Source organism: Micromonospora sp. NPDC049645 (assembly GCF_040675155.1).
Taxonomy (GTDB): domain Bacteria; phylum Actinomycetota; class Actinomycetes; order Mycobacteriales; family Micromonosporaceae; genus Micromonospora.
The window spans coordinates 266,467-290,634 of record NZ_JBFAOI010000003.1 but is presented as its reverse complement, the minus strand read 5'-3'; the positions used below and the strand labels follow the sequence as shown (position 1 = coordinate 290,634).

The window sequence follows — 24,168 nt, the reverse complement described above, 5'->3', positions numbered from 1 at the left end:
TCAGCCGCCGCAGGCGGCGAGGTGGGTGCCGAATCCGCCGCGTTCGGGCAGGGCCGCGGTGGTCGGCTCCGGGGCGGTGCGACCGGCGGCCGGTTCGGTGACCCGCATCGCCAGCGCGACGGTCCCGCCGCCGCCGACCGGCCCGAGGGCGCAGTCGTCGTCATCGTCGTCGTCCGAGGTCATGTTGCAGCCGGAAAGGGCGAGCGCGAGAGCGGTGAGCGCGCCGAGCTGCACGGAGGCCGACCGGAGCCGGCGGCGGGGGCGTTGGTCCACGGCATCGTTGTAGCCGATCGACGCCACCGCCGCCGCCCCGCCCCTTGTCGAGGTGGCCCGGCCGCCCCTCGGCGGGGGCCCTGGCAGGGGCGTTACGCTCGGCTCATGCTCCGTTCCGTCATCCTCGCCGCCTCCCGGTCATCCCAGGTCGAGCGGCTCGTCGCGACCGCCCCGTACACCCGGGACGTCGTACGCCGGTTCGTCGCCGGCGCCGCCACCGACGACGCGTTGCGCGCGACCCGCGGGCTCGTCGACGACGGTCTCGCCGTCACCCTCGACCACCTCGGTGAGGACACCGTCACCCCCGAGCAGGCCACCGCCACCCGTGACGAGTACCTGAAGTTGCTGAAGATGCTCGCCGCCGCGGGGCTCACCCCGGCCGCCGAGGTGAGCGTGAAGCTCTCCGCCCTCGGCCAGATGTTCGACGAGCAGTTGGCGTACGACAACGCGCGGGCGATCTGCGCGGCGGCCGACGCGGCGGGCACCACGGTCACCCTGGACATGGAGGACCACACCACCACCGACTCGACGCTCGAGGTGCTCAGCCGGTTGCGCAAGGACTTCCCGTCCACCGGCGCGGTGCTCCAGGCGTACCTGCGCCGGACCGAGTCGGACTGCCGGGAGCTGTCCTCGGCCGGGTCGCGGGTGCGGCTGTGCAAGGGCGCCTACAAGGAGCCGGAGTCGGTGGCGTACCAGTCGGCCCGTGAGGTGGACAAGTCGTACGTGCGGTGCATGAACATCCTGATGTCCGGCGACGGCTATCCGATGCTGGCCACCCACGACCCCCGGATGATCGCCATCGGTGAGGACCGGGCCCGGTGGTTCGACCGGGGGCCGGAGCGCTTCGAGTTCCAGATGCTCTACGGCATCCGCCCCGAGGAGCAGGCCCGACTCGCCGGCGAGGGCTACACCGTGCGCACCTACGTCCCGTACGGCGACGAGTGGTACGGCTACCTGATGCGCCGGCTCGCCGAGCGCCCCGCCAACCTGGTCTTCTTCGGCCGCGCCCTGATCTCCAAGAAGTAACCTCTCCGGTTTCGGTCGACGGGCCGGCGGCGGCCCCCGGGGCACCGCCGGCCCGTTTCACGTTTCCGGTTGCCAACGATAGCTAAGTGCCTTAGCTTTAAGGCTATGACAACTAGCCAGGTGCGGCGGGACGGCGGACACATCGCGTACGACGTGCAGGGTGCGGGGCCGCTGGTCGTCCTCGCGCACGGCATGGGCGAGAACAGGGCGAGCTTCCGGCACCTCGTGCCCCTGCTGGTGGCCGCCGGTCACCGGGTCGCCTCGGTCGACGTCCGGGGGCACGGGCAGTCCAGCGCCGGCTGGCCCACGTACGCCCCGGCGGAGGTCGGCGCGGACCTGCTGGCCGTGGTCCGCGACCTCGACGCCGGTCCGGCCGTCCTGGTCGGCAGCTCGTCCGCCGCGGCGGCGGTGGTCTTCGCCGCCACCGACGCACCCGAGCTGGTCACCGGCCTCGTGCAGATCGGCGCGTTCGTCGGTCAGCCGAAGCTCAACCCGCTGCTGCGGATGGCGATGTGGTCCGTGCTGCACAGCCCCCGACTCTTCGGGATGTTCCACCACACGCTGTTCCCGGTGCACCGGCCCGCCGACGACGCGGCCTACCGTCGCGCGATGGTGGCCAACCTGCGCGAGCCCGGCCGGATGGCCGCGACGCGTGGCGTGATCGCACCGGCCGAGCCACACTGGACCGCCCGCGCCCGGCAGGTGCGGCAACCGGTGTTGGTGCTGATGGGGTCCAAGGACCCGGACTTCCCCGACCCGGGGGCCGAGGCGCGGGCCGCCCGGCGGCTCTTCGGCACCGCCGAGGCCCGGATGATCGGGGAGTCCGGCCACTACCCGCACGCCGACCAGCCACAGCGCACCGCCGAGGAGCTGCTCGGTTTCCTGGCGGTGTGCGCCGGTGCCTAGGGTCGGCCTCAACCAGCAGACCGTCGTCCGCGAGGCGGCCCGACTGGCCGACGAGGTCGGCCTCCCGCAGCTCACCCTCGCCGCGCTCGCCAGCCGGCTCGGCGTCGCGCTGCCCAGCCTCTACAAGCACGTGCGGGGGGCCGACGCGCTGGCCCAGAAGCTCGCCGCCCTGGCCACCGCCGAGTTGGCCACCGAGCTGACCAGCGCCGCCGTCGGCCGCTCCGGTACCGACGCGCTCCGGGCGATGGCGGACGCCTACCGCGACTACGCCCTGCGGCACCCCGGCCGCTACCCGGCGACCCAGCGGGTGCCCGACCCCGCCGACCCGGAACACGTCGAGGCGGGCGAACGCGCCGTCGGCGCCATCTTCGCCGTGCTGCGCGGCTACGGGCTCACCGGTGACGACGCGGTGGACGCGACCCGGGCGCTGCGCAGCGCCCTGCACGGTTTCGTGACCCTGGAGGCCGCCGGCGGCTTCGGCCTGCCCCGCGATGTGGACCGCTCGTACCACCAGTTGGTCGCCAGCATGGACATCTCGTTCCGCTCCTGGCCGGGGACCGGGGGGTGAGGAGCGCCCGGGGCGGCCTCGCCGCGCCCAGGGATTGGTCGTACCCTTCGGCGGGTGACTGACGGGGTGCAGCAGCCGGCACCACGACGGCTGTGGCCGTTGTGGACGGTGCTCGTGGTGGTCGTCCTGCTGCTGGGCTGCGGCCTGCCGGCGCTGCTCGTCGTCGGAGTGATCCGGGAGACCGGCACCCGCCCCACGGTCAGCCGGGTCGGCGCCTCGGCGGCCGACGACCCCGCCACCGCGGTGGCCCGTGGGTTGTCCGACCGGATCACCGCCCAGCTGCACCGGCAGTCCGCGGCACTCCTCGGCGGTGACCGCGCCGGTTTCCTCGCCGTCGCCGACCCCGCCGCCCAGAACGACCTGCGCCGACGCTTCGCCGCGCTTCGCGAACTCAGGGTGACCGGTTGGCGGGCCGAGCCGAGCGGCCTACCCGTGCCGATCATCGGCAAGCCCGGCGAGTGGCGGCTGCTGGTCCGCTTCCAGTACTGCTTCGTCACCCCGAACTGCCGGCCCAGCCCGGTGTTGATCGGCACCCGTTGGCGGGAGAACGGCGACCAACCCCGGTTGCTCGCCATGGAGGAATCCAAGTCGGCGGAGACCGGCACCCGGCCCTGGGAGATCAGCGAGCTGGCGGTGGCCGTCGGCGCGCGGACCATCGTCGCCACCACCCCCGCGCTGCGCGGCAAACTGACCGGCCTGCTCGCGCAGGCGGAGGCGGCGGCCAAGGTCGCCGACGGGTACGCGGTCGCCGGGTCGCCACCGCCGGACCGCTACCGGATCTTCTACGCCGGGCGCACCGAGTGGCAGCGCTGGTACGGCGGCGAGCGCCCGGAATGGACCGGCGGTTACGCGGTGACCGTGGGCGGCGGTCATCACGAGGTGGTGCTCAACGCCGAAGGGCTGTCCAAGAGCGGCACCGACGACCTGCTCCGGCACGAGTTGACCCACGCCGCCTCGTTGCCGGAGCGCGGCTACCCGGGCAAGGCCACCTGGTGGCTGGTCGAGGGCCTGGCCGAGTTCGCCGGCTCCGGCGGCCAGGCCGTCGACCGGTACGAGGGGATCCCGGAGGTGCGCAAACTGGTCCGGGGCGGCTGGGACGGCAGGTTGGAGGGCGTCAACCCGGCCGACGACGCTTCCGCCGAGCGGGTCGCCGGCAGCTACGGTGTCGGCTACCTCGCCGTCCGGCACCTCGTCGACCGGTACGGGTCACAGCGGCTGCTCACCTTCTTCAAGACTGTCGTGCACGACCGCAGGACCCTCGACGAGGCCGCCGAGCAGGCGTTCGGCGAGCAGTGGTCGACGCTGCACGACGAGTGTGTCGCGTACATCCGCGCCACGGCCAACTGACGCGGCTCAGGGGTGCAGGCGACGGTGCGCCGTACCATCGATGGGTGCACCGCCCTCAGTCACCGCGGCCGAGCAGCGCAAGCCGGCCTCGCCTGCTCATCGCTCTGACCGCCGTCGCCGTCCTCACCGCCACCACCGCCGCGTCCTGCGGCGACGAAGGCCCCGACCTCGCCCTCGCCTCGGCCACCCGCAACCCGGTCAGCGAGGTGATCGACGCGCCGGCCACGGTGACCGCCCGCGCCGCCGCCACCCTGACCGCACCCGCCGACGGCACCCTGGCGAGCCTGCGCGTCCAACCGGGACAGTCGGTCAGGCGCGGCCAGGTTCTCGCCGTGGTCGACTCGCCCTCCGCCCAGCAGCGGTTGCGTCAGGCGAAGCAGGCGTTGGAGGCCGCCAGGCGGGCCGGCCGGGGCGTCGGAACGGGCAGCCTGACCAGCAGCCGACGCGGCACCGACAAGGCCGCCGACGAGGCGTTCGACGCCGCGCGGAAGGCCGCCGAGAAGATCGCCGACCGGCAACTGCGCGACGCGCTGCTGACCCAGGTGACGTCGGCGCAGCGGCAGTACGCCGCCGCCGCGCGCAGCGCCGACCAGGCCGTCCGGGCGGTGCAACGGGGGATCGGCGGGTTGAACTCCGCCGTCGGCGCGCTCTCCGCGGCGCAACGGCTCCAGGCCCAGCAGGCGTACGACCTGGCGAAGGCGACCGTCGACGCGTTGACCCTGCGGGCCCCGGTCGCCGGGGTGGTGCAGCCGGGCGGCACCCGGGCCGGCGGTGGCGCGACCGGTGGTCTGGCCGGGTTGCTGGAGCAGGCGGGTGGCGCGGGCCTCGACCCGTCCGCACTGGCCCCCAGCCAGGGTGGGCCGCCCGCCGGGGTGGACGACGCGGTCGCGGTCGGCGGCCGGGTCACCGCCGGGACGCCGGTGTTGACAGTGGTGGACACCGGGCAGTTGGGTCTGCTCGCCGAGGTGGACGAGACCGACGTGCTGCTGGTCAGGGCCGGCGTGCCGGCCACCGTCGAGTTGGACGCGGTGACCGGCGCCAGCTACGACGCAACGGTCCGGTCGGTGGACGTGCTGCCCACCAGCTCCGCCCAGGGCGGTGTCACCTACCGGGTCCGCCTCGCACTGGGCGCCGGGAAGCTGGCCGAGAACGAGCCGGCCCCGGCACCCCGACCCGGCATGAACGCGATCGTCCGGCTGCGGGTCCGCGAGGCCGCCGACGCCGTGACCGTCCCCGCCTCGGCGGTGTTCTCCGCCGACGGGCGGGACGCGGTCTGGGTGGTCCGCGACGGCAAGGCCGGCCGGGCGGCGGTGACGGTGGGCGTGCAGGGGTCGGATCTGGTGCAGATCCTCAACGGCGTCCAACCCGGTGACCGGATCGTGGTGCGCGGCACCGACCAGGTGCGCGACGGCCAGGAAGTCCGGTGACCGAACCGGCCCTCGCGGATGCGCACGGCGACCGGCCGGCAGGGGAGCGGGTCCCGGCCATCGAGGCGGTGGACGTGTCCCGGACGTACCAGCTGGACGGGGTGTCCGTCGAGGCGCTGCGTGGGGTGTCGCTGGTCGTGCGACCGGGGGACTATGTGGCCCTGGTCGGTCCGTCCGGCTCGGGCAAGTCCACTCTCATGCACCTGCTCGGTGGGCTGGATCGGCCCACGGGTGGCCGGCTGGTGATCGGCGGGCGGGACGTCAACGCCCTCGCGCCGCCGGAGATGGCGACCCTGCGCAACGAGACGATCGGCTTCGTCTTCCAGGCGTTCCACCTGCTGCCGCGTACCTCGGCGGTGGAGAACGTGGCCCTGCCGTTGGTCTATCGGGGTATGTCGGCCCGGCAGCGGCGGGCGCGGGCGGCGGCGATGCTCGGCCGGGTGGGCCTCGGTCACCGGCTGGACCACCGGCCCAACCAGATGTCCGGCGGCGAGCAGCAGCGGGTGGCGATCGCCCGCGCGCTGGTCACCGAGCCGACGGTGCTGCTGGCCGACGAACCCACCGGCAACCTGGACAGCGTCACCGGCGCGGCCGTGCTGGAGCTGTTGGAGCAGTTGAACGCCGAGTCCGGGGTGGCGTTGGTGATGGTCACCCACGACCAGGAGGTGGCGGCCCGCGCCCAGCGCCGGATCACCATGCGCGACGGCGTGGTCGTGGCGGACAGCGCCGCGAGCGCGTCTCCGACCACGGACACCGACGAGCCCTCCTCGCCTCATGATCGACCGCCGTCCGTTGATCACGGTCGACCTGCGACACTGGTCCCCGCTCCCAGCGCGGAGCCCCGGTCCGCGTCCGGAAGCGGCCCGGGGCACCCGTCCGGTGGCTCCGGTGGCGCCGCCGGAGCCACCGGGCGCCTTCCGCGCGAGGTCGAGCCGGGTCGGCCCGACGCCGGGCGGCCGGGAGGCGCGGCGTGAGGGTCGCCGAGGCGTGGCGGGTGGCGATGGACGCCCTGCGGGCCAACCGGTTACGCAGCGCGCTGACCATGCTCGGGGTGATCATCGGGGTGGCCTCGGTGGTCCTGCTGGTGGCCATCGGCACCGGCACCAAACAGAAGGTCGAACAGCAGGTCGAGGGCCTCGGCTCCAACCTGCTGCTTGTCGTCCCCGGCCGGATCGAGGTGGGCAACGCGCCGGTGGTCTCCCCGCTGACCCTCAAGGACGTGGACGCCGTCACCCGGGTGGTCGGCGATCCCGACCGGGTGGCGGTCACCGTCGCGTCCGGGGCGACCGCGCGGGCCGGGGCCCGCTCCGACTTCACCACCGTGCAGGGCGTACTGGAGACGACGCCGACGGTGTTCACCCGGTCGCTGGCGCGGGGCCGCTACCTGTCCGGCACCGACGTGGACACCAGCCGGCGGGTGGCGGTGCTCGGCGACTCGGTGGCCCGCGCGCTCTTCCCCGACCGGGACCCGCTCGGTCAGCAGGTGGCGCTGGCCGGGGTCCGGTTCCGGGTGATCGGTGTCTTCGCGCCGCTCGGGCAGAGCCTCGGCGTCGACCGGGACGACGAGGTGCACGTGCCGGTGACCGCCGCGCAGCGACTCTGGGGCACCCAGCGGGTCGACGGCATCGCGGTGAAGGCACCGGACCGCGAGCGGATCGACGAGCTGGGCGAACGGATCGTCGCCGAGCTGAACCGCCGGCACCCGGACACCGAGTTCAGCGCGGTCACCCAGCAGCAGATCCTCGGGGTGCTCGGCGACATCCTCGGGGTCCTCACCGGTGTGCTGGCCGCCATCGCCGGCATCTCGTTGCTCGTCGGCGGCGTCGGCGTCTCCAACATCATGCTTGTCAGCGTCCGGGAGCGGACCCGGGAGATCGGGCTGCGCAAGGCGGTCGGCGCGCGTCCCCGCGACATCGGCGTGCAGTTCCTGCTGGAGGCGGTGCTGCTCACCACGATCGGTGGGCTCACCGGGATGGCGCTGGGCGTGGGGACCGCCCTGCTGGTCGACGCGCTGTCGCCCATTCCGGCCGCGATCACCTGGTGGTCGTTGGCGCTCGCCTTCGGTGTGTCGGCGGTGGTGGGCATCGTCTTCGGGGTGGTTCCCGCGCAGCGCGCCGGCCGGCTCGACCCGGTGGTCGCGCTGCGCACCGAATGAGCCGCCCCGGAACATCCGGACGGCGGGCGCGGGCGGGCGGATACCGGGAGCACGGATCGGGTGAACCGACCACCGAAACATGATCAGTTGCAGGAAGGGATCGCGCCGGTCACAACCGCCCCGCTACCGTACTGATAACACGCGCGTCGCTGGCCCGGCCCGGAGCATCCGTCGGGTTGGCACGCGCCGGGCATGGGATGGGTCGGTGAGCCATGGCCGGGTCACAGTCCGACGGACGGCTGTCGGAGGTCAAGTTCCTGACCGTCGCGGAGGTGGCGACGGTCATGCGGGTGTCGAAGATGACGGTCTATCGCCTGGTGCACAGCGGTGAACTCACCGCCGTCCGGGTCGGCCGGTCATTCCGGGTGCCCGAGCACGCGGTGCACGAATATCTCCGTGGTGCTTTTCAGGAAACCGCCTGAGCCATCGCACCGCCCTCCGGTCGCCGTCCCACCGGCACCGGTGAGCGCGCGGAGTGAGCTGGCGAGCCCCGCGACCGGGGACGAAAGGCGCCATCGACGGGGGCGCGTTGGTCCGCCTGACGCCCTCCGGCTACCCTGGAGCCCGACCGAGACCCCACCGGTGCGCCCTGCCGCCCAGACTGGTCCGGTCCGTTGTCCGCAAGCGGTCGCCGTCGCCACCAGCGTGGTGTCATCCGGTCCGCCCCGCACGTTGTATCGAAAGGCTGTCGTATGGGCTCGGTGGTCAAGAAGCGCCGTAAGCGCATGGCTAAGAAGAAGCACCGCAAGCTGCTGCGCAAGACCCGCGTCCAGCGTCGCCGTCTCGGCAAGTGATCGCCGCCGGGCTCAGCGGACAGGCCGGCGGCGCATGCTGCGCCGCAGCGGCTCATCCGACGGCCCGGCGTTCGGCGTCACTTGCCAAACTGTCGACCTCCGGAGGCTCAGGTGATCAGGCCGTGGTCGTCCCGGCTCGGTCCTTCCTGCCGGGGTAGGTGCGTCAGATGACCCCCGGTGGCACCTCAGGTGCTCCGGGGGTCGTCGTCGTCACCGGGGTCGGTCGTTACCTGGGTGCCCACGTCGCGGCCCGACTGGCCGCCGACCCGCGCATCGAACGGGTCATCGGGGTGGACGCACCTGACTCCGGCACCGAGTTCACGGACCTGCTGGACCGGGTCGAACGGATCCGCGTCGACAGCGGTTCGCTCGGTGGCCTCCTCGCCGACCTGGACGTCGACGCGGTGGTGCACCTCGCGTTGGTCACCTCAGCCGACCCGCAGCATGGCGGCCGGTCCGCGATGAAGGACCAGAACGTCATCGGCAGCATGCAGATGCTCGCCGCCTGCCAGCGGGCGCCCCGGCTGCGCAAGCTCGTGGTCCGGTCGTCGACCGCCGCGTACGGGGTGTCGTTCCGGGACCCGGCGGTGTTCACCGAGGAGACCGAGCCCCGTGAGGTGCCGCGCGGCGGTTTCGGCCGCGACATCCTCGACCTTGAGGGGTACGTCCGGGGTTTCCGTCGCCGCCGGCCCGACGTCACCGCCACCGTGCTGCGCTTCGCCCCGTTCATCGGTTCGACCGCCGACACCACGTTGACCCGCTACTTCTCGCAGCCCTTCGTGCCGACCGTCTTCGGCCGTGACCCCCGCCTGCAGTTCCTGCACTTCGACGACGCGTTGGAGGTGCTGCACCGGTCGATCGTGGAGGAGCATCCCGGCACGTACAACGTCGCCGGCCCCGGGGTGTTGTCGCTCTCGCAGGCGATCCGGCGCGCCGGTCGGGTCGCCGTGCCGGTGTTGGAGCCGGGTCTGTCCGGGGCCGCCGCGCTGGCCCGGACCATGGGTTTCGGCCGCTACGGCCTGGACCAGGTCGACCTCTTCGTGCACGGCCGGGTGGTCGACACCAGCCGGCTGGAGCAGGAGTACGGCTTCACGCCCCGCTCGACCGCCGCGGCCTTCGACGACTTCATCCGCGCCCATCACGGTGGGGTGGTGGTCACCCGGGATCAGTTGGCCGCCGCCGAGCAACTCGTCCTGGACGGCATCCGACAGGTCCGCGCCGCAGTGCGGGAGCGGATGTCATGAGTGGGCCGGAGGAGGGGCGCGACCCGCAGTCGGTCGGGCGTTTCGACGTACCGCAGCAGGTGCCCGCGCCGGACGCGGAGCCGGCGCGGCGCAACGGCCATCGCCCGGCGCCGCAGGCCGCGCCGACCCCGACGTCGAGGTTCGCCGGCGAGGTCGACGCCGGACCGGCCGGTGGCACCGAGCCGGCGGTGTCGGATCGACCGGGGGACCACTGGGACCGCAAGGTCGCGAACGGGCTGGCGTTCCTGCGCCGACGGCTCTCCGGCGACTACGAGGTCGACGAGTTCGGGTTCGACTCGGAGTTGACCGACGCGGTCTTCCATCCGCTGTTGCGGTTGCTCTACCGGGACTGGTTCCGCACCGAGGTCAGTGGGGTCGAGCACGTGCCCGTGGACGGGCCCGCCCTGGTGGTCGGCAACCACTCCGGGACGGTCGCCCTGGACGCGTTGATCCTCTCGGCGGCGCTGCACGACAAGCACCCGGCCCACCGCTACCTGCGGCTGCTCGGCGCCGACCTGGTCTTCCGGATGCCGGTCGTCTCCGAGTTGGCCCGCAAGACCGGCGGCACGGTGGCCTGCAACCCGGACGCCGAGCGGCTGCTCGGCGGCGGCGACCTGGTCGGTGTGTTCCCCGAGGGCTTCAAGGGGGTCGGCAAGCTCTACGCCGACCGGTACAAGCTGCAACGGTTCGGGCGGGGCGGGTTCGTCTCGGCCGCGCTGCGCACCGGCACTCCGATCGTGCCCGTCGCCATCGTCGGCGGCGAGGAGATCTACCCGATGCTCGCCGACATCAAGCCCCTGGCGCGGCTGCTCAAGCTGCCCTATTTCCCGGTGACGCCGACGTTCCCGCTGCTCGGCCCGCTGGGCATGGTGCCGCTGCCCAGCAAGTGGCTGATCGAGTTCTGTCCGCCGATCCCGACCGCTCACCTGACCGACTCGGCGGACGATCCGCTGGTGGTCTTCAACCTCGCCGACCAGGTGCGGGAGACCATCCAGCAGACCCTGCACACGCTGCTGGAGCGACGACCCGACCCGTTCGGTCCGTAGGCGCGGCGGTCAGCCGGCGCGGCGGCGGCGCTGGAGGGCCAGGCCGGCGGTGACCGCTCCGGCGACCAGCCCGGCCGCCGCCGTCGACGGTACGGCGATCTTGACGGCCCGTCGGCCGGTCCGGAAGTCCCGCACCTCCCAGCCGTGCTGGCGGGCCTGTCGCAGCAGGGCGCCGTCCGGGTTGACGGCCACCGCCCTGCCCACCGCGGAGAGCAGCGGCAGGTCGTTCGCCGAGTCGCTGTAGGCCGTGCAGCGGGTCAGGTCGAGCCCTTCCACCACGGCGAGCTGGCCGACCGCCTCGGCCTTGGCCGGCCCGTGCATCAGGTCACCCACCAACCGCCCGGTGTACGCCCCGTCCACCACCTCCGCCACCGTGCCGATGGCACCGGTCAGGCCGAGCCGGGCGGCGATCACCCGGCCGATTTCGACGGGGGCGGCGCTGACCAGCCACACCCGTTGGCCGGCGTCCAGGTGGCGCTGCGCGAGCTGGTGGGTGCCGGCCCAGATCCGGGGGGCCATCAGCTCGTCGAAGATCTCCTCGGCGAGGCGCGCGACCTCGTCGACCCGCCAGCCCTGGACGAAGGCCAGCGCGGTCTCCTTGGCCAGGGACATGTCACCGGCGTGCTCGCGGGCCAGCAGCCGGAAGCGGAGCTGTTGCCAGGCGAAGCGGGCCAGGTCGGTGGTGGTCACGTAGTTTCGGGAGGCGAGCCCACGGGCGAACCAGTAGATCGACGCGCCCTGCATCATCGTGTTGTCCACGTCGAAGAACGCCGCGGCGGTCGGGTCGGGTGCGCTGACCGGGGCCAGGTCGGTGTCGGCCCAGCCTGCGGTGTGCCCCTCGGCGTCGGTGCTGACCGTCACCTTACGGCTGCGCGCCACGCGATTCCCTTCCTCACCGGTACGACGACTGCCCCCTGGCGAGGGTAGCCGCCGCAGACGGTTGACCGGCCGGGCACACAGCGAACTGCGGCGCGGCCGGTCGGACGTGCGGTATAGGGGGCTCGGTCAGCGGGCGCCCGGGCAGGCTCTCGGGGCGGGGCCGAGGGCGTCGCTCGCGGTCGGTGCCGGCAGGCCGCAGGCGATCGCCGCGCGCAGGTCGTCCGAGCGTTCGCGGATGCTGTCCAGTAGTAGCAGCGACCGGTGGGTCCGATCCCGGTCGACGCGGGTGCCCCCGTCGAGCAGGCCGCGTACGGCCCGGCGCTGGCTCGACACGAAGGTGTTGAGCGTGTCCAGGCTGGCCGGCTCGGCGCGCTGCACGGCGGCCGAGGTCAGCAGGCGAACTCCCTGCCGGCTGTCGGCGTCCATGTCGTCGAGGACCGCGCTGTAGCCGATCCGGTCGCCGCGCAGCTTGGCGGCCTCGCCAACTCTGGTCCGGGCGAAGTCCAGGAAGAGTTGGCCGCGGCTGATGTCCGAGCTGGCCAGGGCGAGTTGTGCCCGTTCGGTGGAGCGCTTCATGCCGTACAGCGCGTCACCGGGCACCGCGTTCTCGCTGGCTGCGGAGATCCCGGAGACGGCGATGGCCCCGGCGGCGATGCCGACCAGGATCGCGCCCCGGGCTCGGGCCCGGCGGGCCGTGACCGCCGGCAGCAGCCGCGCGCGGGTGGTCGTGGTGGCCGGTTCGCCGACCGCTGCCGCCGGCGTGCTGCCCAGCCCTTCCCGCTCCGCGGTGGCGAGCAGCATCGCCCGCAGGCCGGTGCGGAATTCCTGGTCCACCTCGACAGCCGGGGGGTCGACGCTGAGCCGCTGACCCACGGCGACGAGTGGCGCGAGTTGACCGTCCACCCGGGATCGCACGTGGTGTCGCCGAGCGCCGTTGGCCTCGTCGAGAAGCTGCGCGAAGCGCTCCGCGCGCCGGCGGGAGAAGAGGGTGTTGTCCACCGCAGGCACCTCCTCTCGCTGGTCACGGCCGGTCGGCCGCCGTCGTTGCCAGCGACCGGGCGGCAGTGTGACACCACGGAGGTGAGGTGCCGCCGGTATGCCCGGTCGGACCTCGGTGACCCGGGCCTGCCGGGACATCCACCGGTCGCACCCGGAGAAACGCGGCGGGCCGGGCACGGGTTACGGGCCGGGCGGGGCGGAAATTACAGAAAGTGATCGTCATCACCGGGCGGGACCGACCCTGAGCTGCACGGACGTTGATCACGCCCATCGGCCCCGCCGTAACAACTACGGCTGGAAGCCGTCGGGCAGGAGTCGGGCCAGGGCGCGAACGGCCCGGTACTGGAGGGCCTTGATGGCACCCTCGTTCTTGCCCATCGCGCGAGCCGTCTCGGCGACCGAGAAGCCCTGGAGGAAGCGGAGCACGATGCACTCCTGCTGCTCCGGGTTGAGCTGCTTCACCGCGGTGAGCAGCGCGACGTTGGTGATGTGCTCCACCACCGCCGCCTCCGGGCTGCCCTCCGGGCCCCGGTCCTCCCGGTCGGCGTCGAGCACGTCGCCGGTGGTGACCTCCAGCCGGTACCGGCCCGACTTGAAGTGGTCCGCGACGAGGTTGCGGGCGATCGTCACCAACCAGGCGCCGAGGTCGCGGCCCTGCCAGGTGAAGCTGCCGATCCGCTTGAGCGCGCGCAGGAAGGTGTCCGAGGTGAGGTCCTCGGCGAGTTGCCGGTTGCCGACCCGGAAGTAGACGAACCGGAAGACGGTGTCCACGTACCGGTCGTAGATCAGACCGAACGCCTCGGACTCGCCGGCCTGGGCCCGCTCGATCAGCGTCCAGACCTCGGTTGCCGGGTCGGACGGGTCCGGGCGGCTCGGGAAGCCGGTCGGGGTGGTGGCGGTGCTGGCCGGCACCGCCGGGATCACCGCTGTCTCACCCGCCGCCGGGTCGGTGGTCACGGCCGGCGTGTCGCTTATCCGACGACCCTGCACGGGCATGGTGGGTCGGGGCGGCACGGCGACCCGGCCGCCGGCCGGCATCGCGTTGCCACCGGGCACCGCGGGTCGCGGCGGCGGCTCGTTGTGGTGTGGGCGGCTGCGGGTCCGCTGCGCCGCGCCGTGTTGTTCGTCGAGTGGCGCACGGGCGGCCGGTCGCTCGTTGACGTGGGAGCGGGCCGGCTGACCGGTCAGGCCGGCCGGGCGTTCCGCGTAACCAAAGGTGGTCACCGAGTTGCCCCCGTCCCATCGGTCGCCGGTCGGGCCGGTCTGGGTCTCGTCGGGGCGGACCGACCGGGCAACCGGTCGGGCAGGACGGTCGCGGGGCTTGCCGACGGGCGGCAATTCCCCTGGAGGTGCTGGTCCAATGCGCTCACAGGCACGGGGGCCTCCTCGGGCTGAGGGGTGTCGACTCACGGCAAATGGGGTGACCCGACCCGAGTGATGATAGGGCCAACGTCACCCGCGCGTGGCAAGTCCGTTACACAAGGCGGAAGTATTTCCCGCTCCGTCGCACCGGCGGCGGACCGGTTGTCCGTCGTGTGCGATTGACTTTCCGTCGGCGTGGTGTTCCAGGATGGATGCCCAGGTCGGACGCGTGTCGCCCGTTCGGTCCGCCGACGCCGCCGGCTCGTCGGGCCGGCGCGTCCGAACCGCCCCCGAACGGCGTCTCCCGTCCCACCGGCAGGACCTGATCGGATCGCCGGTGGCACACGGGACAGTCCCGTACATGGGACTGTCGCGGCACCGTCCGTCGAACGTGGCCCCGACCGTCGGGCATGGCCCGTCGCCGCCCGCTGTGCCAGACTCGATCACCGTGCCGGACCACTCGGAAAGCCCCGCACCGAACCTCGCCGACCGGGTCCGCCGGGTGGCTCTCGACCGCGCCGACCGGCCCGCGCTGCACTGGCGCGAGCACACCCTCACCTGGTCCGAACTGGACGCCGCGGTGGACGCCGCCGCCCGCGGTCTGTCCGCCGCCGCGCCGAACACCGACCCTGCCGGTACGCCACCACGCGTGGCCATCGCACTGCCCAACACGCCGGACTTCGTGATCGCCTGGCTCGGCGCCCTCCGCGCCGGGCTGGTCGCCGTGCCGGTCAACCCCGGCTTCACCGCCCCCGAGTTACGGCACGTGCTGAGCGACTGCGGCGCGTCGGTGCTCATCGCCACCGAACAGGTCCGGGGCCTGGTCGCCGAGGTGGCCGCCGAGCTGCCCGCGCTGGCCTCCGTGCACGGCACGCCACCGACCGCCGAGGCACCCGGACCGCCACCCCGCCCGCGACGGGGCGGCGCCGACCTGGCAGTACTGCTCTACACCTCCGGCACCGAGGGGCGACCCAAGGGAGCGATGCTCTCGCACCAGGCGCTGCTCGCCAACCACGAACAGCTGGACGCGATCGAGCCGCCGGTGGTCGGGCCGGAGGACACCGTTCTGCTCGCGCTGCCGCTGTTCCACGCGTACGGGCTCAACTCGGGGCTGGGCGCGGTCGTGCACCACGGCGCGACCGGCGTGCTGCTCGACGAGCCGGGCCCGACGGCGGGGCTGGACCAGGTCGCGCGGCACCGGGTCAGCGTGCTGGTCGGCGTACCGTCGATGTTCCTGACCTGGGCCGGTGCCGCCACCGCCCGCGCGGCGACCGCGTCGGTGCGGGTGGCGGTCTGCGGCGCGGCGCCGCTGGAACCCACGGTCGCGGCGCGCTTCACCGAGGTCACCGGGCATCAGGTGCACATCGGGTACGGCCTCACCGAGACCGCGCCGGTGCTCACCTCCACCCTGGTCGGCGGCGTGGCGAAGCCGGGCTCGATCGGCCGGCCACTGCCCGGTGTGCAGCTGCGCCTGGTCGCCGCCGACGGGGTGGACCTGTGGCGCGACGGGCTCGCCGTGCCCGACGACGACCCGGATGAGCTGGACATCTCCGACGTGACGCCGGGCACCGACCCGGGCCAGATCGTCGTGCGCGGCCCCAACCTCTTCGCCGGCTACTGGCCGGACGGTCGGGGCGGCCCGGACGCCGACGGCTGGTGGGGCACCGGCGACATCGCGTACGCCGACGAGGACGGCGACCTCTTCCTGGTCGACCGGCTCGGCGAGCTGATCCTGGTCAACGGGTTCAACGTCTACCCGCACGAGGTCGAGCTGGTGCTCACGGCGCACCCCGGGGTGGTCGAGTCGGCGGTACTGGGTGTGCCGCACCCACGGACCGGCGAGACTGTGCGGGCGTACGTGGTGCCGGCGCAGGGCCGACCGGTGACCAGCGAGGAGCTGCTCGCCCACTGCGCGCGGAACCTGGCCCGGTTCAAGTGCCCGACCGCCGTCGAGTTCGTCGACGCCCTGCCGCACTCGGCGATCGGCAAGGTACGCAAGACCCAGCTCCGGTCGGCGACGCCGACCGACCGCACGGAGGTAACCGATGGCCACTGACGCCCGACTCGCCCTGATCACCCGACCCGGCTGTCACCTCTGCGACGACGCCAAGGCGGCGCTCGACCGGGTGGTGGCGGTCACCGGCGACAAGTGGGTCGAGTGGGACGTCACCGGCGACGAGGGGCTGGAGCGGGAGTACGGGGACCGGCTGCCGGTGGTGATGCTCGACGGCAAGGAACACGGCTACTGGCGGGTCGAGGAGGACCGGCTGCTGCGGGACCTGACAACTCCCCAGCTCTGAGCGGTGCCTATGGTGCTCTGATGACCCCTGCGCACCCACACCTGGTCTGGGACTGGAACGGCACCCTGCTCAACGATCTCAGTCTGGTGGTGTCCGCCACCAACGTGGTGTTCGCGAGCCTGGGCGGGCCGACCGTCACCCCCGACGAGCACCGGGTGCGGTTTCGCCGGCCGATCGCCGAGTACTACGCCGAGGTGCTCGGGCAGGCCGTGGACGACGACGAGTTCGGCCGACTGGACCGGATCTTCCACGACGCGTACCGCACCGGGTTGACCACCTGTGAGCTGGCCGCCGACGCCCGCGCCGCGATGGCCGCCTGGCCGGGCAGCCAGAGCCTGCTGTCCATGTGGTTCCATGAGGAGTTGGTGCCCACCGTGCACACCTTCGGGCTGACCGACCACTTCACCCGGGTCGACGGGCTGCGGGCCACGGTCGGTGGCGATCGCAAGGCCGAATCGCTGCGGCAGCACCTGGTCGAGTTGGGCGTGGACGGCGCCTCGGTGGTGCTGATCGGCGACTCGATCGACGACGCGGACGCGGCGCTCGCGGTGGGCGGCCGGGCCGTGCTCTACACCGGCGGGTTCACCGACCCGGCCCGGCTGCGCGCCTCCGGGCACCCGGTCGCCGACACCCTCACCGAGGCGGTGACCCTGGCCCGGGAGGTCAGTTCCGCAGGTAGGTGAGGACGGCCAGCACCCGCCGGTGCTGCTCGGTGTCCGGCGGCAGGGTGAGCTTGGTGAAGATGTTGCGCACGTGCTTCTCCACCGCGCCGTCGCTGACCACCAGGGCGCGGGCGATGGCGGTGTTCGAGCGCCCCTCGGCCATCAGGGCGAGCACCTCGCGCTCACGGGGGGTCAGCTCGCGCAGCGGGTCGTCGCGGCGACGCCGGGCGAAGAGCTGACCAACCACCTCCGGGTCGAGCACCGTGCCGCCGCCCGCCACCCTGCGCAACGCGTCCAGGAACTCGTCGATCGCGGCCACCCGGTCCTTGAGCAGGTAGCCGATCCCGCCGCCGGCACCGCCGGTGGTGGCGAGAAGATCATCGGCGTACGAGACCTCGACGTACTGGGAGAGCACCAGGATCGGGGTACGCGGCACCAGCCGACGCGCCTCCACGGCGGCCCGCAGCCCCTCGTCGGTGTGTGACGGCGGCATCCGGACGTCGACGATCGAGACGTCGGGCCGGTGCTCCACCACCGCCTCGACCAGGGCGTCACCGTCCCCGACGGCGGCCACCACCTGGTGCCCGCTCTCGGTCAGCAGCCGGACCAGCCCCTCCCGGAGCAGGACGGCGTCGTCGGCGATCACGATGCGCATGGCTGTGTTGTCTACCACGTCCGGCCCGTCGTCCGGCCCCGGCGCGGTGCCGGACCGCTCACAGCATTCCCTTCGTTCGCGACTGCGGGGCTCGCAAACCCGGCTCACTCCTCGCGCTCATAGCGGCAGCTCCGCGCGGATCTCGGTGGGGCCGCCGGTCGGGCTGACCACCACCAGTTCACCGCCGGCGGCCCGGACCCGGTCGGCGATGCCGGCCAGCCCGTGCCCCTTGGCCAGGTGCGCCCCACCCTGCCCGTCGTCGCCCACCCGAACCTGTAGGTGGGTGCCCTGCCGGGCCACGGCCACCGTGGCCTCGGTGGCCCGGCTGTGCTTGGCGACGTTGGTGAGCGCCTCGGACACCACGAAGTACGCGGTGTTCTCCACCGCCGGGTCGAGCCGCCCGGCCGGGGTGCCGAGCTGCGGGTCCACCTGGAGTTCGATCGGGATCAGCCCGCGGCCGGCGATCGCGGCCAGGGCGCTGGGCAGGCCCCGGTCGACCAGGATCGGCGGCGCGATGCCCCGGGACAGCGCCCGCAGTTCGGCAAGCGTGTCCCGGGTCTGGGTGACTGCCTCGTCGATGGTGCGGCCGGCCGCCTCCGGGTCCGAGGCGAGCTGCATCCGGGCCCGGCTGAGGTCCATCGCCAGCCGGACCAGGCGCTGCTGGGGGCCGTCGTGGATGTCGCGTTCCAACCGGCGCAGCGCGGAGGCCTCGGCGGACACGGCTGCCCTCTTCTGCTCCTCCAGCACCGTGATCCGGTCGCGCATCTCGGCCACCCCGGTCAGCATGGCCTTGGCGAAGCTGGCCTGGAGCAGTGCGCAACCCCGTACCACGATCGGCAGGGTGATCAGAAAGAACACCCCGAGCGCCGTGTACAGGCCGATCCGGGCGGTGGTCGAGTCGCCCAGGCCGAGCAGCTGCGCAAGGTCATAGTCGCCTTCGCCGTCGCCTCGGGGCAGGGCCCAGTCGTAGGCCCAGTAGAGCGAGCCGGTGATCGCGGCGAGCCACCACGCCAGGGACACCACGAAGGTGCCCACCGCCGCGACCAACCGCAGGATGCCGTGCGCCAGGTCGAGCCAGGACTGGGCGTCCCGCATCGGCACGAAGATCCGCCGCCAGACGTTCGCGCCCGCCTCGGGCAGCCGGTAGTGCGGCCGGATCCGGGGCTGGTGCAGCACCGCGGGCAGCCGCAGCCGCTCGATGTCGGCCAGCCCACGGGCGGCGTACAGGGTGCCGCTGAGGATCGGCAGGCCGATCACCGTGACCACGAGGCCGATGCCGACCGCGAGGCCGACGATGAGGACGACGAAGCTGGCCACCGCCAGGGGCAGACCGAGCAGCACGTACCCGGAGTCGACGAAGAGCTGGCGGGGGATGCTCGGTGCCAGCGTCGGGCGGTCGCTGGTGGCGGCAACGGCGGTCATGCCTCAAAGGCTAGGCAGCTGGGCTCGGCGCCCCCATCCCGAAGCCCCGCCCATCCCCCGTAGTGCTGTCCCTACCACCGTCGGGACGGCCCCGGCCAGGCCCGGCGCGGGATTGGTCAGAGAAGTCGGGATTGAGCAATAATCGCCCGGGCGGCGAGCGGACCAGGCCGTTTAATCGATCTTGTGGAATGGAGGTGCTGGTGAGGTCGCGTCGCGCAGCGGCAAGATCGCGATTTGTGCACGTCTTCACAAGCGCCTACGCTGTGACTCCGACGCGCCCTGCTAGCACAGCCGGCAACCTCGGTCGCCAGCGGGAGTCCATAAACGGTCGACCAGCGGAGTTGGCCGAGGATCGCACCGCACGGAGTCTCATGAGTCAGCACCGTCACCCAGGCGCGCCCGGCCGCGCCGGTGCCGTACCGGCGCTCCCGGATCTGCCCGAGGCGACCGTCGCTCGGCTCCCGGAGTACCTGCGCGCGCTGCACAACCTCGCCGACAGCGGGCACGAGACGGTCTCCAGCGAGGGCCTCTCCGCCGCCGCCGGAGTCAACTCCGCCAAGCTCCGCAAGGACCTCTCCCACCTCGGCTCGTACGGCACCCGGGGCGTCGGCTACGACGTCGCGCTGCTGATCGAGCAGATCGAGTATGTGCTCGGGCTCACCCAACGCCGGGCGGTCGCCCTGGTCGGCGTGGGTAATCTCGGTCACGCCCTGGCCGGCTACGACGGCTTCGCCAGCCGCGGCTTCCGGATCGCCGCACTGCTCGACGCCGATCCCTCCCGGGTCGGCGAGGAGATCAACGGCCTGGTGGTCCGGCATGTCGACGACCTGCCGACGGTCGCCGCCGAGGAATCCCTCGCGATCGGCGTGATCGCCACCCCGGCCGCCGCCGCCCAGCAGGTCGCCGACCAACTGGTCGCCGTCGGCGTGACGAGCATCCTCAACTTCGCGCCCTGCGTACTCTCGGTTCCGGAGGGGGTCGACGTGCGCAAGGTCGACCTCGCCATCGAGCTGCAGATTCTGTCCTTCCACGAGCACCGCAAGGCATCGCTGACCGCGTTGCCCGCCACCGGCGGGTCCGCTCTCACCGCCCTGCCGGGCGGGTTCGCGGCCACCGACACCCAGGAGGCGATCGGCACGTGAAACTGCTCGTCGTCGGCGCGTCCTACCGGACCGCCCCGGTTGCCACGCTGGAGCAGCTGGCCGTACCCCCCGCCGACCTGACCCGCACACTGGACCGCCTGGTCGCCCAGCCGTACGTCGCCGAGGCGGTGATCGTCTCCACCTGCAACCGGGTGGAGGTCTACGCCGCCGTGTCCGGTTTCCACGGCGGGCTCGGTGACGTCTGCGCCGTCCTGGCCGAGCAGGCCGGCAGCTCGCCGGCGGCGCTCGCCAGCCACCTGTACGTGCACTACGACACCGCCGCGGTGGACCACGTCTTCCGGGTCGCCACCGGTCTGGACTCGATGGTGGTGGGCGAGGCGCAGATCCTCGGTCAGTTGCGTGACGCGTACCACTGGGCCACCGGCGCCGACTCGGCCGGCCGGCTGTTGCACGAGCTGATGCAGCAGGCGCTGCGGGTCGGCAAGCGCGCCCACGCCGAGACCGGCATCGACCGGGCCGGCCAGAGTGTCGTCACCGCCGCGCTGGAGTTGGCCGCCGGGCACCTCGACGGCGACCTCGTCGGCCGCCCGGCCCTGGTGGTCGGCGCCGGCGCGATGGGTTCGCTCGGGGTGGCCACGCTGTCCCGGCTGGGCGCCGGGCCGCTCACCGTCAGCAACCGGGGCGCCGACCGGGCCGTCCGGCTGGCCGAGTCGTACGGGGCGAGCGCCGCGCCGATGACCGAGCTGGCCGACACCCTCTCCACAGTGGACATCGTAGTGGCCGCCACCGCCTCCACCGAACCGGTCCTCACCCGGGCGGTGGTCACCGCCGCGCTGGCCGAGCGCGACCCGGGCCGGGGCCCGTTGGTCCTGCTCGACCTGGCCGTGCCCCGCGACGTCGAGGAGGGAGTCGCCGAGCTCGCCGGCGTCGAAGTGATCGACATCGACCGGATGGCGGCGCTGCTCGCCGACGGTCCGGCGGCCGCCGACGCCGCCGCCGTCGAACGCATCGTGCTCGGCGAGGTGGAGAGCTTCCTCACCTGGCTGCGCGGCGCCGACGTGGCACCCACCGTGGCCGCGCTGCGCGGCCGGGCCGACGACGTGGTCACCGCCGAGCTGCGCCGGCTGGCCCAGCGTCGCCCCGACCTCGCCGACGACCTGCGGGCCGAGGTGGCCCGCACGGTGCACCGGGTGGTGCAGCGGCTGCTGCACCAACCCACCGTGAAGGTCCGCCAGTTGGCGGCGGAGCCCGGCGGCGACCAGTACGCGGCACTGCTGCGCGAGCTGTTCGACCTCGAGGTGCCGCAGACCTCCCCGGTGGACACCGTTCCCGACGTGCTGACCCCCGACCTCGGCCCGGCGCTGCCCGGCGCCGACCCGGCGGCGGCCGACGCCGCCCAGCCGACCCCACCCACCGGAGGTGCGCGATGACCGCCCCCCTGCGCCTCGGCACCCGGGGCAGCACCCTGGCTCTGGCCCAGTCCAGCCAGGTCGCCGAGGCGGTGACCGCCGCCACCGGTCGCCCGGTCGAGTTGGTCGAGGTGGTCACCGCCGGCGACCGTTCCAACGCGCCGGTGCACCGGCTCGGCGTCGGGGTGTTCGTCTCCGCGCTGCGCGACGCGCTGACCGCCCGGACCATCGACTTCGCCGTGCACTCGTACAAGGATCTGCCCACGGCCACCGCCGCCGGGCTGCACATCGCGGCGGTGCCGCCCCGGCAGGACCCGCGCGACGCCCTGGTGGCCCGCGCCGGCCGGACCCTCGCCGAGCTGCCGCCCGGGGCCACCGTGGGCACCGGCGCGCTGCGCCGCGTCGCCCAACTGCACGCCCTCGGGCTGCAACTGGAGGTCACCCCGATCCGCGGCAACATCGACACCCGCCTGATGCGGGTGCTCGGCCCCGAGGCCGACCTCGACGCGGTCGTGCTGGCCCGGGCCGGACTGGCCCGGATCGGCCGGACCGACGTGATCACCGAGACGCTCGACCCGATGCTCATGCTGCCCGCACCCGCCCAGGGCGCGCTGGCCGTGGAGTGCCGGATCGACGATCAGGACCTGGTCGAGCTGCTCGCAGTGCTCGACCACGCACCGTCGCGCGCCGCGGTCACCGCGGAACGCGCGTTGCTGGCAACCCTGGAGGCCGGGTGCAGCGCACCCGTCGCCGCCTATGCCATCCTCGCCGAAGGCGAGCCAGTCGGCTCTGCCGCCGAAGGCGATGTTGTCCATGAGATCTACCTGCGCGGGGCGGTGATCAGCCCGGATGGCACTCGTGACCTCCGGCTGTCCCGCACCGGAACGCCCGCCGACGCGGCGGAGATCGGTAAGGCACTCGCCGCCGAACTCCTCGACCTCGGCGCCGACTCGATCCTCGGCCACGAAGGACACACCGGCCCGGGGACCCAGCAATTTGGGAGCACAGGATGACCCGCACCCGTAAGCCCGTCGGCCGTATCGCGTTCGTCGGGGCTGGCCCCGGTGACCCGGGCCTGCTGACCCGCCGGGCCCACGACGCCCTGGTCGACGCCGACCAGGTGATCTACGACCGGGGAGTCCCGGAGTCGTTGCTCGCCGTCGTCCGCGCCGAGGCCAGGGACGATGCCGAGTTCACTCCGGCCGAGGGCGCGCCGGGGGACGTGGCGAAGGTGCTGATCTCCGCGGCCCGCTCCGGGTTGAACGCGGTGCACCTGGTCGCCGGCGACCCGTTCGGGCACGACTCGGTGGTCAAGGAGGTGCAGGCGGTGGCCCGTACCGCCGCCCACTTCGAGGTGGTCCCCGGTGTCGGTCAGGCCGAGGGTGTGGCCACCTACGCGGGAGTTCCGCTGCCGGGGGTGCGGACGGCCGCCGACGTCGAGGACGTCAGCGCACTGGACTTCGAGGCGCTGGCCACGGCCGTCGGCCGGGGTTCGCTCGCGCTCGCCGTGGACGCCGGTGACCTCGCCGCCGTCCGGGACGGGCTGCTCGCCGCCGGAGTCGACGGCACCACCGGCGTCGGGGTGACCGGCGACGGCACCGGCGAGACCCAGTACACGACCACGTCGACCGTGGACAGCTTCGTGGCCGCCGCGCTCGGCTTCACCGGCCGCGTGGTGCTCACCGTCGGCGTCGGGGTGGGGCAGCGCGACAAGCTGAGCTGGTGGGAGAACCGCCCGCTGTACGGCTGGAAGGTGCTCGTACCCCGGACCAAGGAGCAGGCCGGCGCGATGAGCGCGCGGCTGCGCGCGTACGGGGCGATTCCGTGCGAGGTGCCGACCATCGCGGTCGAGCCGCCGCGCACCCCGGCGCAGATGGAGCGGGCCGTCAAGGGCCTGGTCGACGGCCGGTACGCCTGGGTGATCTTCACGTCGGTGAACGCGGTCCGCGCGGTCTGGGAGAAGTTCGCCGAGCACGGCCTCGACGCCCGGCACTTCGGCGGCGTCAAGATCGCCTGCATCGGTGAGGCCACGGCGGACGCGGTCCGCGCGTTCGGCATCCAGCCGGAGCTGATCCCCGCCGGGGAGCAGTCCTCGGAGGGTCTGCTGGCCGAGTTCTCGCCGCACGACGAGATCCTCGACCCGGTGGGCCGGGTGCTGCTGCCGCGCGCCGACATCGCCACCGAGACGCTCGCCGCCGGGCTCACCGAGCGCGGCTGGGAGGTCGACGACGTGACCGCGTACCGGACGGTGCGGGCTGCTCCGCCGCCCGCCGAAATCCGGGACGCGATCAAGTCGGGCGGGTTCGACGCGGTCCTCTTCACGTCGTCCTCCACCGTGCGGAACCTGGTCGGCATCGCCGGGAAGCCGCACGCGCGGACCGTTGTTGCCGTGATTGGGCCCAAGACGGCGGAGACCGCGACGGAGTTCGGCCTTCGGGTCGACGTCCAGCCACCGCACGCCTCGGTGCCCGACCTGGTGGAGGCGCTCGCCGCCTACGCCGTCGAGCTGCGCGAGAAGCTGGCCGCCATGCCGGCCAAGCAGCGCCGCGGCTCGAAGGTGCAGGGGCCGACCGCCCTCCGCTTCCGGTAGT

At 73.3% G+C, this 24,168-nt stretch carries 24 protein-coding genes; 18 read left to right on the top strand and 6 right to left on the bottom strand.

Annotated features, from left to right (window positions below; genetic code table 11):
• On the bottom strand, positions 1 to 273 hold the full coding sequence (locus AB0J33_RS09865; protein ID WP_363611790.1) for a hypothetical protein: 273 nt from the start codon (positions 271 to 273) through the stop codon (positions 1 to 3).
• A gap of 105 nt (positions 274 to 378) precedes the next feature.
• On the opposite strand from AB0J33_RS09865, the gene AB0J33_RS09860 reads away from it, so the two are divergent.
• The 11 genes from AB0J33_RS09860 (at position 379) to AB0J33_RS09810 (ending at position 10,786) form a co-directional block, all read left to right on the top strand.
• A complete protein-coding gene (locus AB0J33_RS09860; RefSeq protein ID WP_363611788.1) occupies positions 379 to 1,299 on the top strand; it encodes a proline dehydrogenase family protein in 921 nt (306 codons plus the stop codon).
• 105 nt (positions 1,300 to 1,404) lie between these two features.
• Positions 1,405 to 2,205, top strand: a complete 801-nt coding sequence (locus tag AB0J33_RS09855; RefSeq protein WP_363611785.1) for an alpha/beta hydrolase — start codon at positions 1,405 to 1,407, stop codon at positions 2,203 to 2,205.
• The gene (locus AB0J33_RS09850; RefSeq protein WP_363611783.1) at positions 2,198 to 2,773 is read left to right on the top strand and encodes a WHG domain-containing protein; all 576 of its coding nucleotides are present in this window, start codon (positions 2,198 to 2,200) and stop codon (positions 2,771 to 2,773) included. Before AB0J33_RS09855 ends, AB0J33_RS09850 begins: the two co-directional genes overlap by 8 nt.
• Positions 2,774 to 2,827: 54 nt before the next feature.
• Positions 2,828 to 4,120, top strand: a complete 1,293-nt coding sequence (locus AB0J33_RS09845; RefSeq protein ID WP_363611781.1) for a hypothetical protein — start codon at positions 2,828 to 2,830, stop codon at positions 4,118 to 4,120.
• A 44-nt stretch (positions 4,121 to 4,164) separates the two neighbouring features.
• Positions 4,165 to 5,547, top strand: a complete 1,383-nt coding sequence (locus AB0J33_RS09840; protein ID WP_363611779.1) for an efflux RND transporter periplasmic adaptor subunit — start codon at positions 4,165 to 4,167, stop codon at positions 5,545 to 5,547.
• A complete protein-coding gene (locus tag AB0J33_RS09835) occupies positions 5,544 to 6,521 on the top strand; it encodes an ABC transporter ATP-binding protein (RefSeq protein WP_363611777.1) in 978 nt (325 codons plus the stop codon). Before AB0J33_RS09840 ends, AB0J33_RS09835 begins: the two co-directional genes overlap by 4 nt.
• Complete coding sequence (locus tag AB0J33_RS09830) at positions 6,518 to 7,702, top strand: ABC transporter permease (protein ID WP_363611775.1); 1,185 nt, start codon at positions 6,518 to 6,520, stop codon at positions 7,700 to 7,702. The genes AB0J33_RS09835 and AB0J33_RS09830 overlap by 4 nt, the downstream gene beginning before the upstream one ends.
• A gap of 212 nt (positions 7,703 to 7,914) precedes the next feature.
• Positions 7,915 to 8,124: a helix-turn-helix domain-containing protein gene (locus tag AB0J33_RS09825; protein ID WP_007465625.1), complete on the top strand. Its 210-nt coding sequence runs from the start codon at positions 7,915 to 7,917 to the stop codon at positions 8,122 to 8,124.
• Between the two features lie 270 nt (positions 8,125 to 8,394).
• Positions 8,395 to 8,496: an AURKAIP1/COX24 domain-containing protein gene (locus AB0J33_RS09820; RefSeq protein WP_007465623.1), complete on the top strand. Its 102-nt coding sequence runs from the start codon at positions 8,395 to 8,397 to the stop codon at positions 8,494 to 8,496.
• A 167-nt stretch (positions 8,497 to 8,663) separates the two neighbouring features.
• On the top strand, positions 8,664 to 9,740 hold the full coding sequence (locus tag AB0J33_RS09815) for an NAD-dependent epimerase/dehydratase family protein (protein WP_363611773.1): 1,077 nt from the start codon (positions 8,664 to 8,666) through the stop codon (positions 9,738 to 9,740).
• Positions 9,737 to 10,786: a lysophospholipid acyltransferase family protein gene (locus AB0J33_RS09810; protein ID WP_363611771.1), complete on the top strand. Its 1,050-nt coding sequence runs from the start codon at positions 9,737 to 9,739 to the stop codon at positions 10,784 to 10,786. Before AB0J33_RS09815 ends, AB0J33_RS09810 begins: the two co-directional genes overlap by 4 nt.
• A gap of 9 nt (positions 10,787 to 10,795) precedes the next feature.
• Here AB0J33_RS09810 and AB0J33_RS09805 read toward each other — a convergent pair whose 3' ends face one another.
• The 3 genes from AB0J33_RS09805 to AB0J33_RS09795 form a co-directional block, all read right to left on the bottom strand.
• Positions 10,796 to 11,665 (bottom strand): HAD family phosphatase, encoded by an 870-nt coding sequence (locus tag AB0J33_RS09805; protein WP_363611769.1) that lies wholly within the window; start codon positions 11,663 to 11,665, stop codon positions 10,796 to 10,798.
• A gap of 126 nt (positions 11,666 to 11,791) precedes the next feature.
• On the bottom strand, positions 11,792 to 12,664 hold the full coding sequence (locus tag AB0J33_RS09800) for a DUF5667 domain-containing protein (RefSeq protein ID WP_363611767.1): 873 nt from the start codon (positions 12,662 to 12,664) through the stop codon (positions 11,792 to 11,794).
• Positions 12,665 to 12,952: 288 nt separating this feature from the next.
• Positions 12,953 to 13,888, bottom strand: a complete 936-nt coding sequence (locus AB0J33_RS09795; protein ID WP_363611765.1) for an ECF subfamily RNA polymerase sigma factor, BldN family — start codon at positions 13,886 to 13,888, stop codon at positions 12,953 to 12,955.
• Positions 13,889 to 14,387: 499 nt separating this feature from the next.
• Here AB0J33_RS09795 and AB0J33_RS09790 point away from each other — a divergent pair, with 499 nt between their 5' ends.
• Genes AB0J33_RS09790 through AB0J33_RS09780 form a run of 3 tightly spaced genes read left to right on the top strand, consistent with a single transcriptional unit; the run spans position 14,388 to position 17,009 of the window.
• A complete protein-coding gene (locus AB0J33_RS09790) occupies positions 14,388 to 16,082 on the top strand; it encodes an AMP-binding protein (RefSeq protein WP_363611763.1) in 1,695 nt (564 codons plus the stop codon).
• Positions 16,072 to 16,326, top strand: a complete 255-nt coding sequence (locus AB0J33_RS09785; RefSeq protein ID WP_030329740.1) for a glutaredoxin family protein — start codon at positions 16,072 to 16,074, stop codon at positions 16,324 to 16,326. The genes AB0J33_RS09790 and AB0J33_RS09785 overlap by 11 nt, the downstream gene beginning before the upstream one ends.
• Before the next feature lie 20 nt (positions 16,327 to 16,346).
• Positions 16,347 to 17,009, top strand: a complete 663-nt coding sequence (locus tag AB0J33_RS09780) for an HAD hydrolase-like protein (protein ID WP_363611761.1) — start codon at positions 16,347 to 16,349, stop codon at positions 17,007 to 17,009.
• On the opposite strand, the gene AB0J33_RS09775 is transcribed toward AB0J33_RS09780, so the two are convergent.
• Both AB0J33_RS09775 and AB0J33_RS09770 read right to left on the bottom strand, forming a co-directional pair.
• Complete coding sequence (locus AB0J33_RS09775; RefSeq protein ID WP_030329744.1) at positions 16,990 to 17,643, bottom strand: response regulator transcription factor; 654 nt, start codon at positions 17,641 to 17,643, stop codon at positions 16,990 to 16,992. The two genes, AB0J33_RS09780 and AB0J33_RS09775, sit on opposite strands and share 20 nt — an antisense overlap.
• A 117-nt stretch (positions 17,644 to 17,760) precedes the next feature.
• Positions 17,761 to 19,065, bottom strand: a complete 1,305-nt coding sequence (locus tag AB0J33_RS09770) for a sensor histidine kinase (protein WP_363611759.1) — start codon at positions 19,063 to 19,065, stop codon at positions 17,761 to 17,763.
• Positions 19,066 to 19,436: 371 nt separating this feature from the next.
• On the opposite strand from AB0J33_RS09770, the gene AB0J33_RS09765 reads away from it, so the two are divergent.
• Genes AB0J33_RS09765 through AB0J33_RS09750 form a run of 4 tightly spaced genes read left to right on the top strand, consistent with a single transcriptional unit; the run spans position 19,437 to position 24,167 of the window.
• Positions 19,437 to 20,207 (top strand): redox-sensing transcriptional repressor Rex, encoded by a 771-nt coding sequence (locus tag AB0J33_RS09765; protein ID WP_363611757.1) that lies wholly within the window; start codon positions 19,437 to 19,439, stop codon positions 20,205 to 20,207.
• Positions 20,204 to 21,598: a glutamyl-tRNA reductase gene (locus tag AB0J33_RS09760; protein ID WP_363611755.1), complete on the top strand. Its 1,395-nt coding sequence runs from the start codon at positions 20,204 to 20,206 to the stop codon at positions 21,596 to 21,598. Before AB0J33_RS09765 ends, AB0J33_RS09760 begins: the two co-directional genes overlap by 4 nt.
• On the top strand, positions 21,595 to 22,590 hold the full coding sequence (hemC, locus tag AB0J33_RS09755; RefSeq protein ID WP_363611753.1) for a hydroxymethylbilane synthase: 996 nt from the start codon (positions 21,595 to 21,597) through the stop codon (positions 22,588 to 22,590). Before AB0J33_RS09760 ends, hemC begins: the two co-directional genes overlap by 4 nt.
• A complete protein-coding gene (locus AB0J33_RS09750) occupies positions 22,587 to 24,167 on the top strand; it encodes a uroporphyrinogen-III synthase (protein ID WP_124819086.1) in 1,581 nt (526 codons plus the stop codon). Before hemC ends, AB0J33_RS09750 begins: the two co-directional genes overlap by 4 nt.
• Position 24,168 lies beyond the last annotated feature (1 nt).

What these genes read in the sequence shown, in the direction of transcription:
- AB0J33_RS09860 (WP_363611788.1), top strand. Translation starts at nt 379, where the DNA reads ATGCTCCGTTCCGTCATCCTCGCCGCCTCCCGGTCATCCCAGGTCGAG.
- AB0J33_RS09855 (WP_363611785.1), top strand. Translation starts at nt 1,405, where the DNA reads ATGACAACTAGCCAGGTGCGGCGGGACGGCGGACACATCGCGTACGAC.
- AB0J33_RS09825 (WP_007465625.1), top strand. Translation starts at nt 7,915, where the DNA reads ATGGCCGGGTCACAGTCCGACGGACGGCTGTCGGAGGTCAAGTTCCTG.
- AB0J33_RS09820 (WP_007465623.1), top strand. Translation starts at nt 8,395, where the DNA reads ATGGGCTCGGTGGTCAAGAAGCGCCGTAAGCGCATGGCTAAGAAGAAG.
- AB0J33_RS09815 (WP_363611773.1), top strand. Translation starts at nt 8,664, where the DNA reads ATGACCCCCGGTGGCACCTCAGGTGCTCCGGGGGTCGTCGTCGTCACC.
- AB0J33_RS09810 (WP_363611771.1), top strand. Translation starts at nt 9,737, where the DNA reads ATGAGTGGGCCGGAGGAGGGGCGCGACCCGCAGTCGGTCGGGCGTTTC.
- AB0J33_RS09790 (WP_363611763.1), top strand. Translation starts at nt 14,388, where the DNA reads ATGGGACTGTCGCGGCACCGTCCGTCGAACGTGGCCCCGACCGTCGGG.
- AB0J33_RS09785 (WP_030329740.1), top strand. Translation starts at nt 16,072, where the DNA reads ATGGCCACTGACGCCCGACTCGCCCTGATCACCCGACCCGGCTGTCAC.
- AB0J33_RS09780 (WP_363611761.1), top strand. Translation starts at nt 16,347, where the DNA reads ATGACCCCTGCGCACCCACACCTGGTCTGGGACTGGAACGGCACCCTG.
- AB0J33_RS09775 (WP_030329744.1), bottom strand. Translation starts at nt 17,643, where the DNA reads ATGCGCATCGTGATCGCCGACGACGCCGTCCTGCTCCGGGAGGGGCTG.
- AB0J33_RS09770 (WP_363611759.1), bottom strand. Translation starts at nt 19,065, where the DNA reads ATGACCGCCGTTGCCGCCACCAGCGACCGCCCGACGCTGGCACCGAGC.
- AB0J33_RS09765 (WP_363611757.1), top strand. Translation starts at nt 19,437, where the DNA reads ATGAGTCAGCACCGTCACCCAGGCGCGCCCGGCCGCGCCGGTGCCGTA.
- hemC (WP_363611753.1), top strand. Translation starts at nt 21,595, where the DNA reads ATGACCGCCCCCCTGCGCCTCGGCACCCGGGGCAGCACCCTGGCTCTG.
- AB0J33_RS09750 (WP_124819086.1), top strand. Translation starts at nt 22,587, where the DNA reads ATGACCCGCACCCGTAAGCCCGTCGGCCGTATCGCGTTCGTCGGGGCT.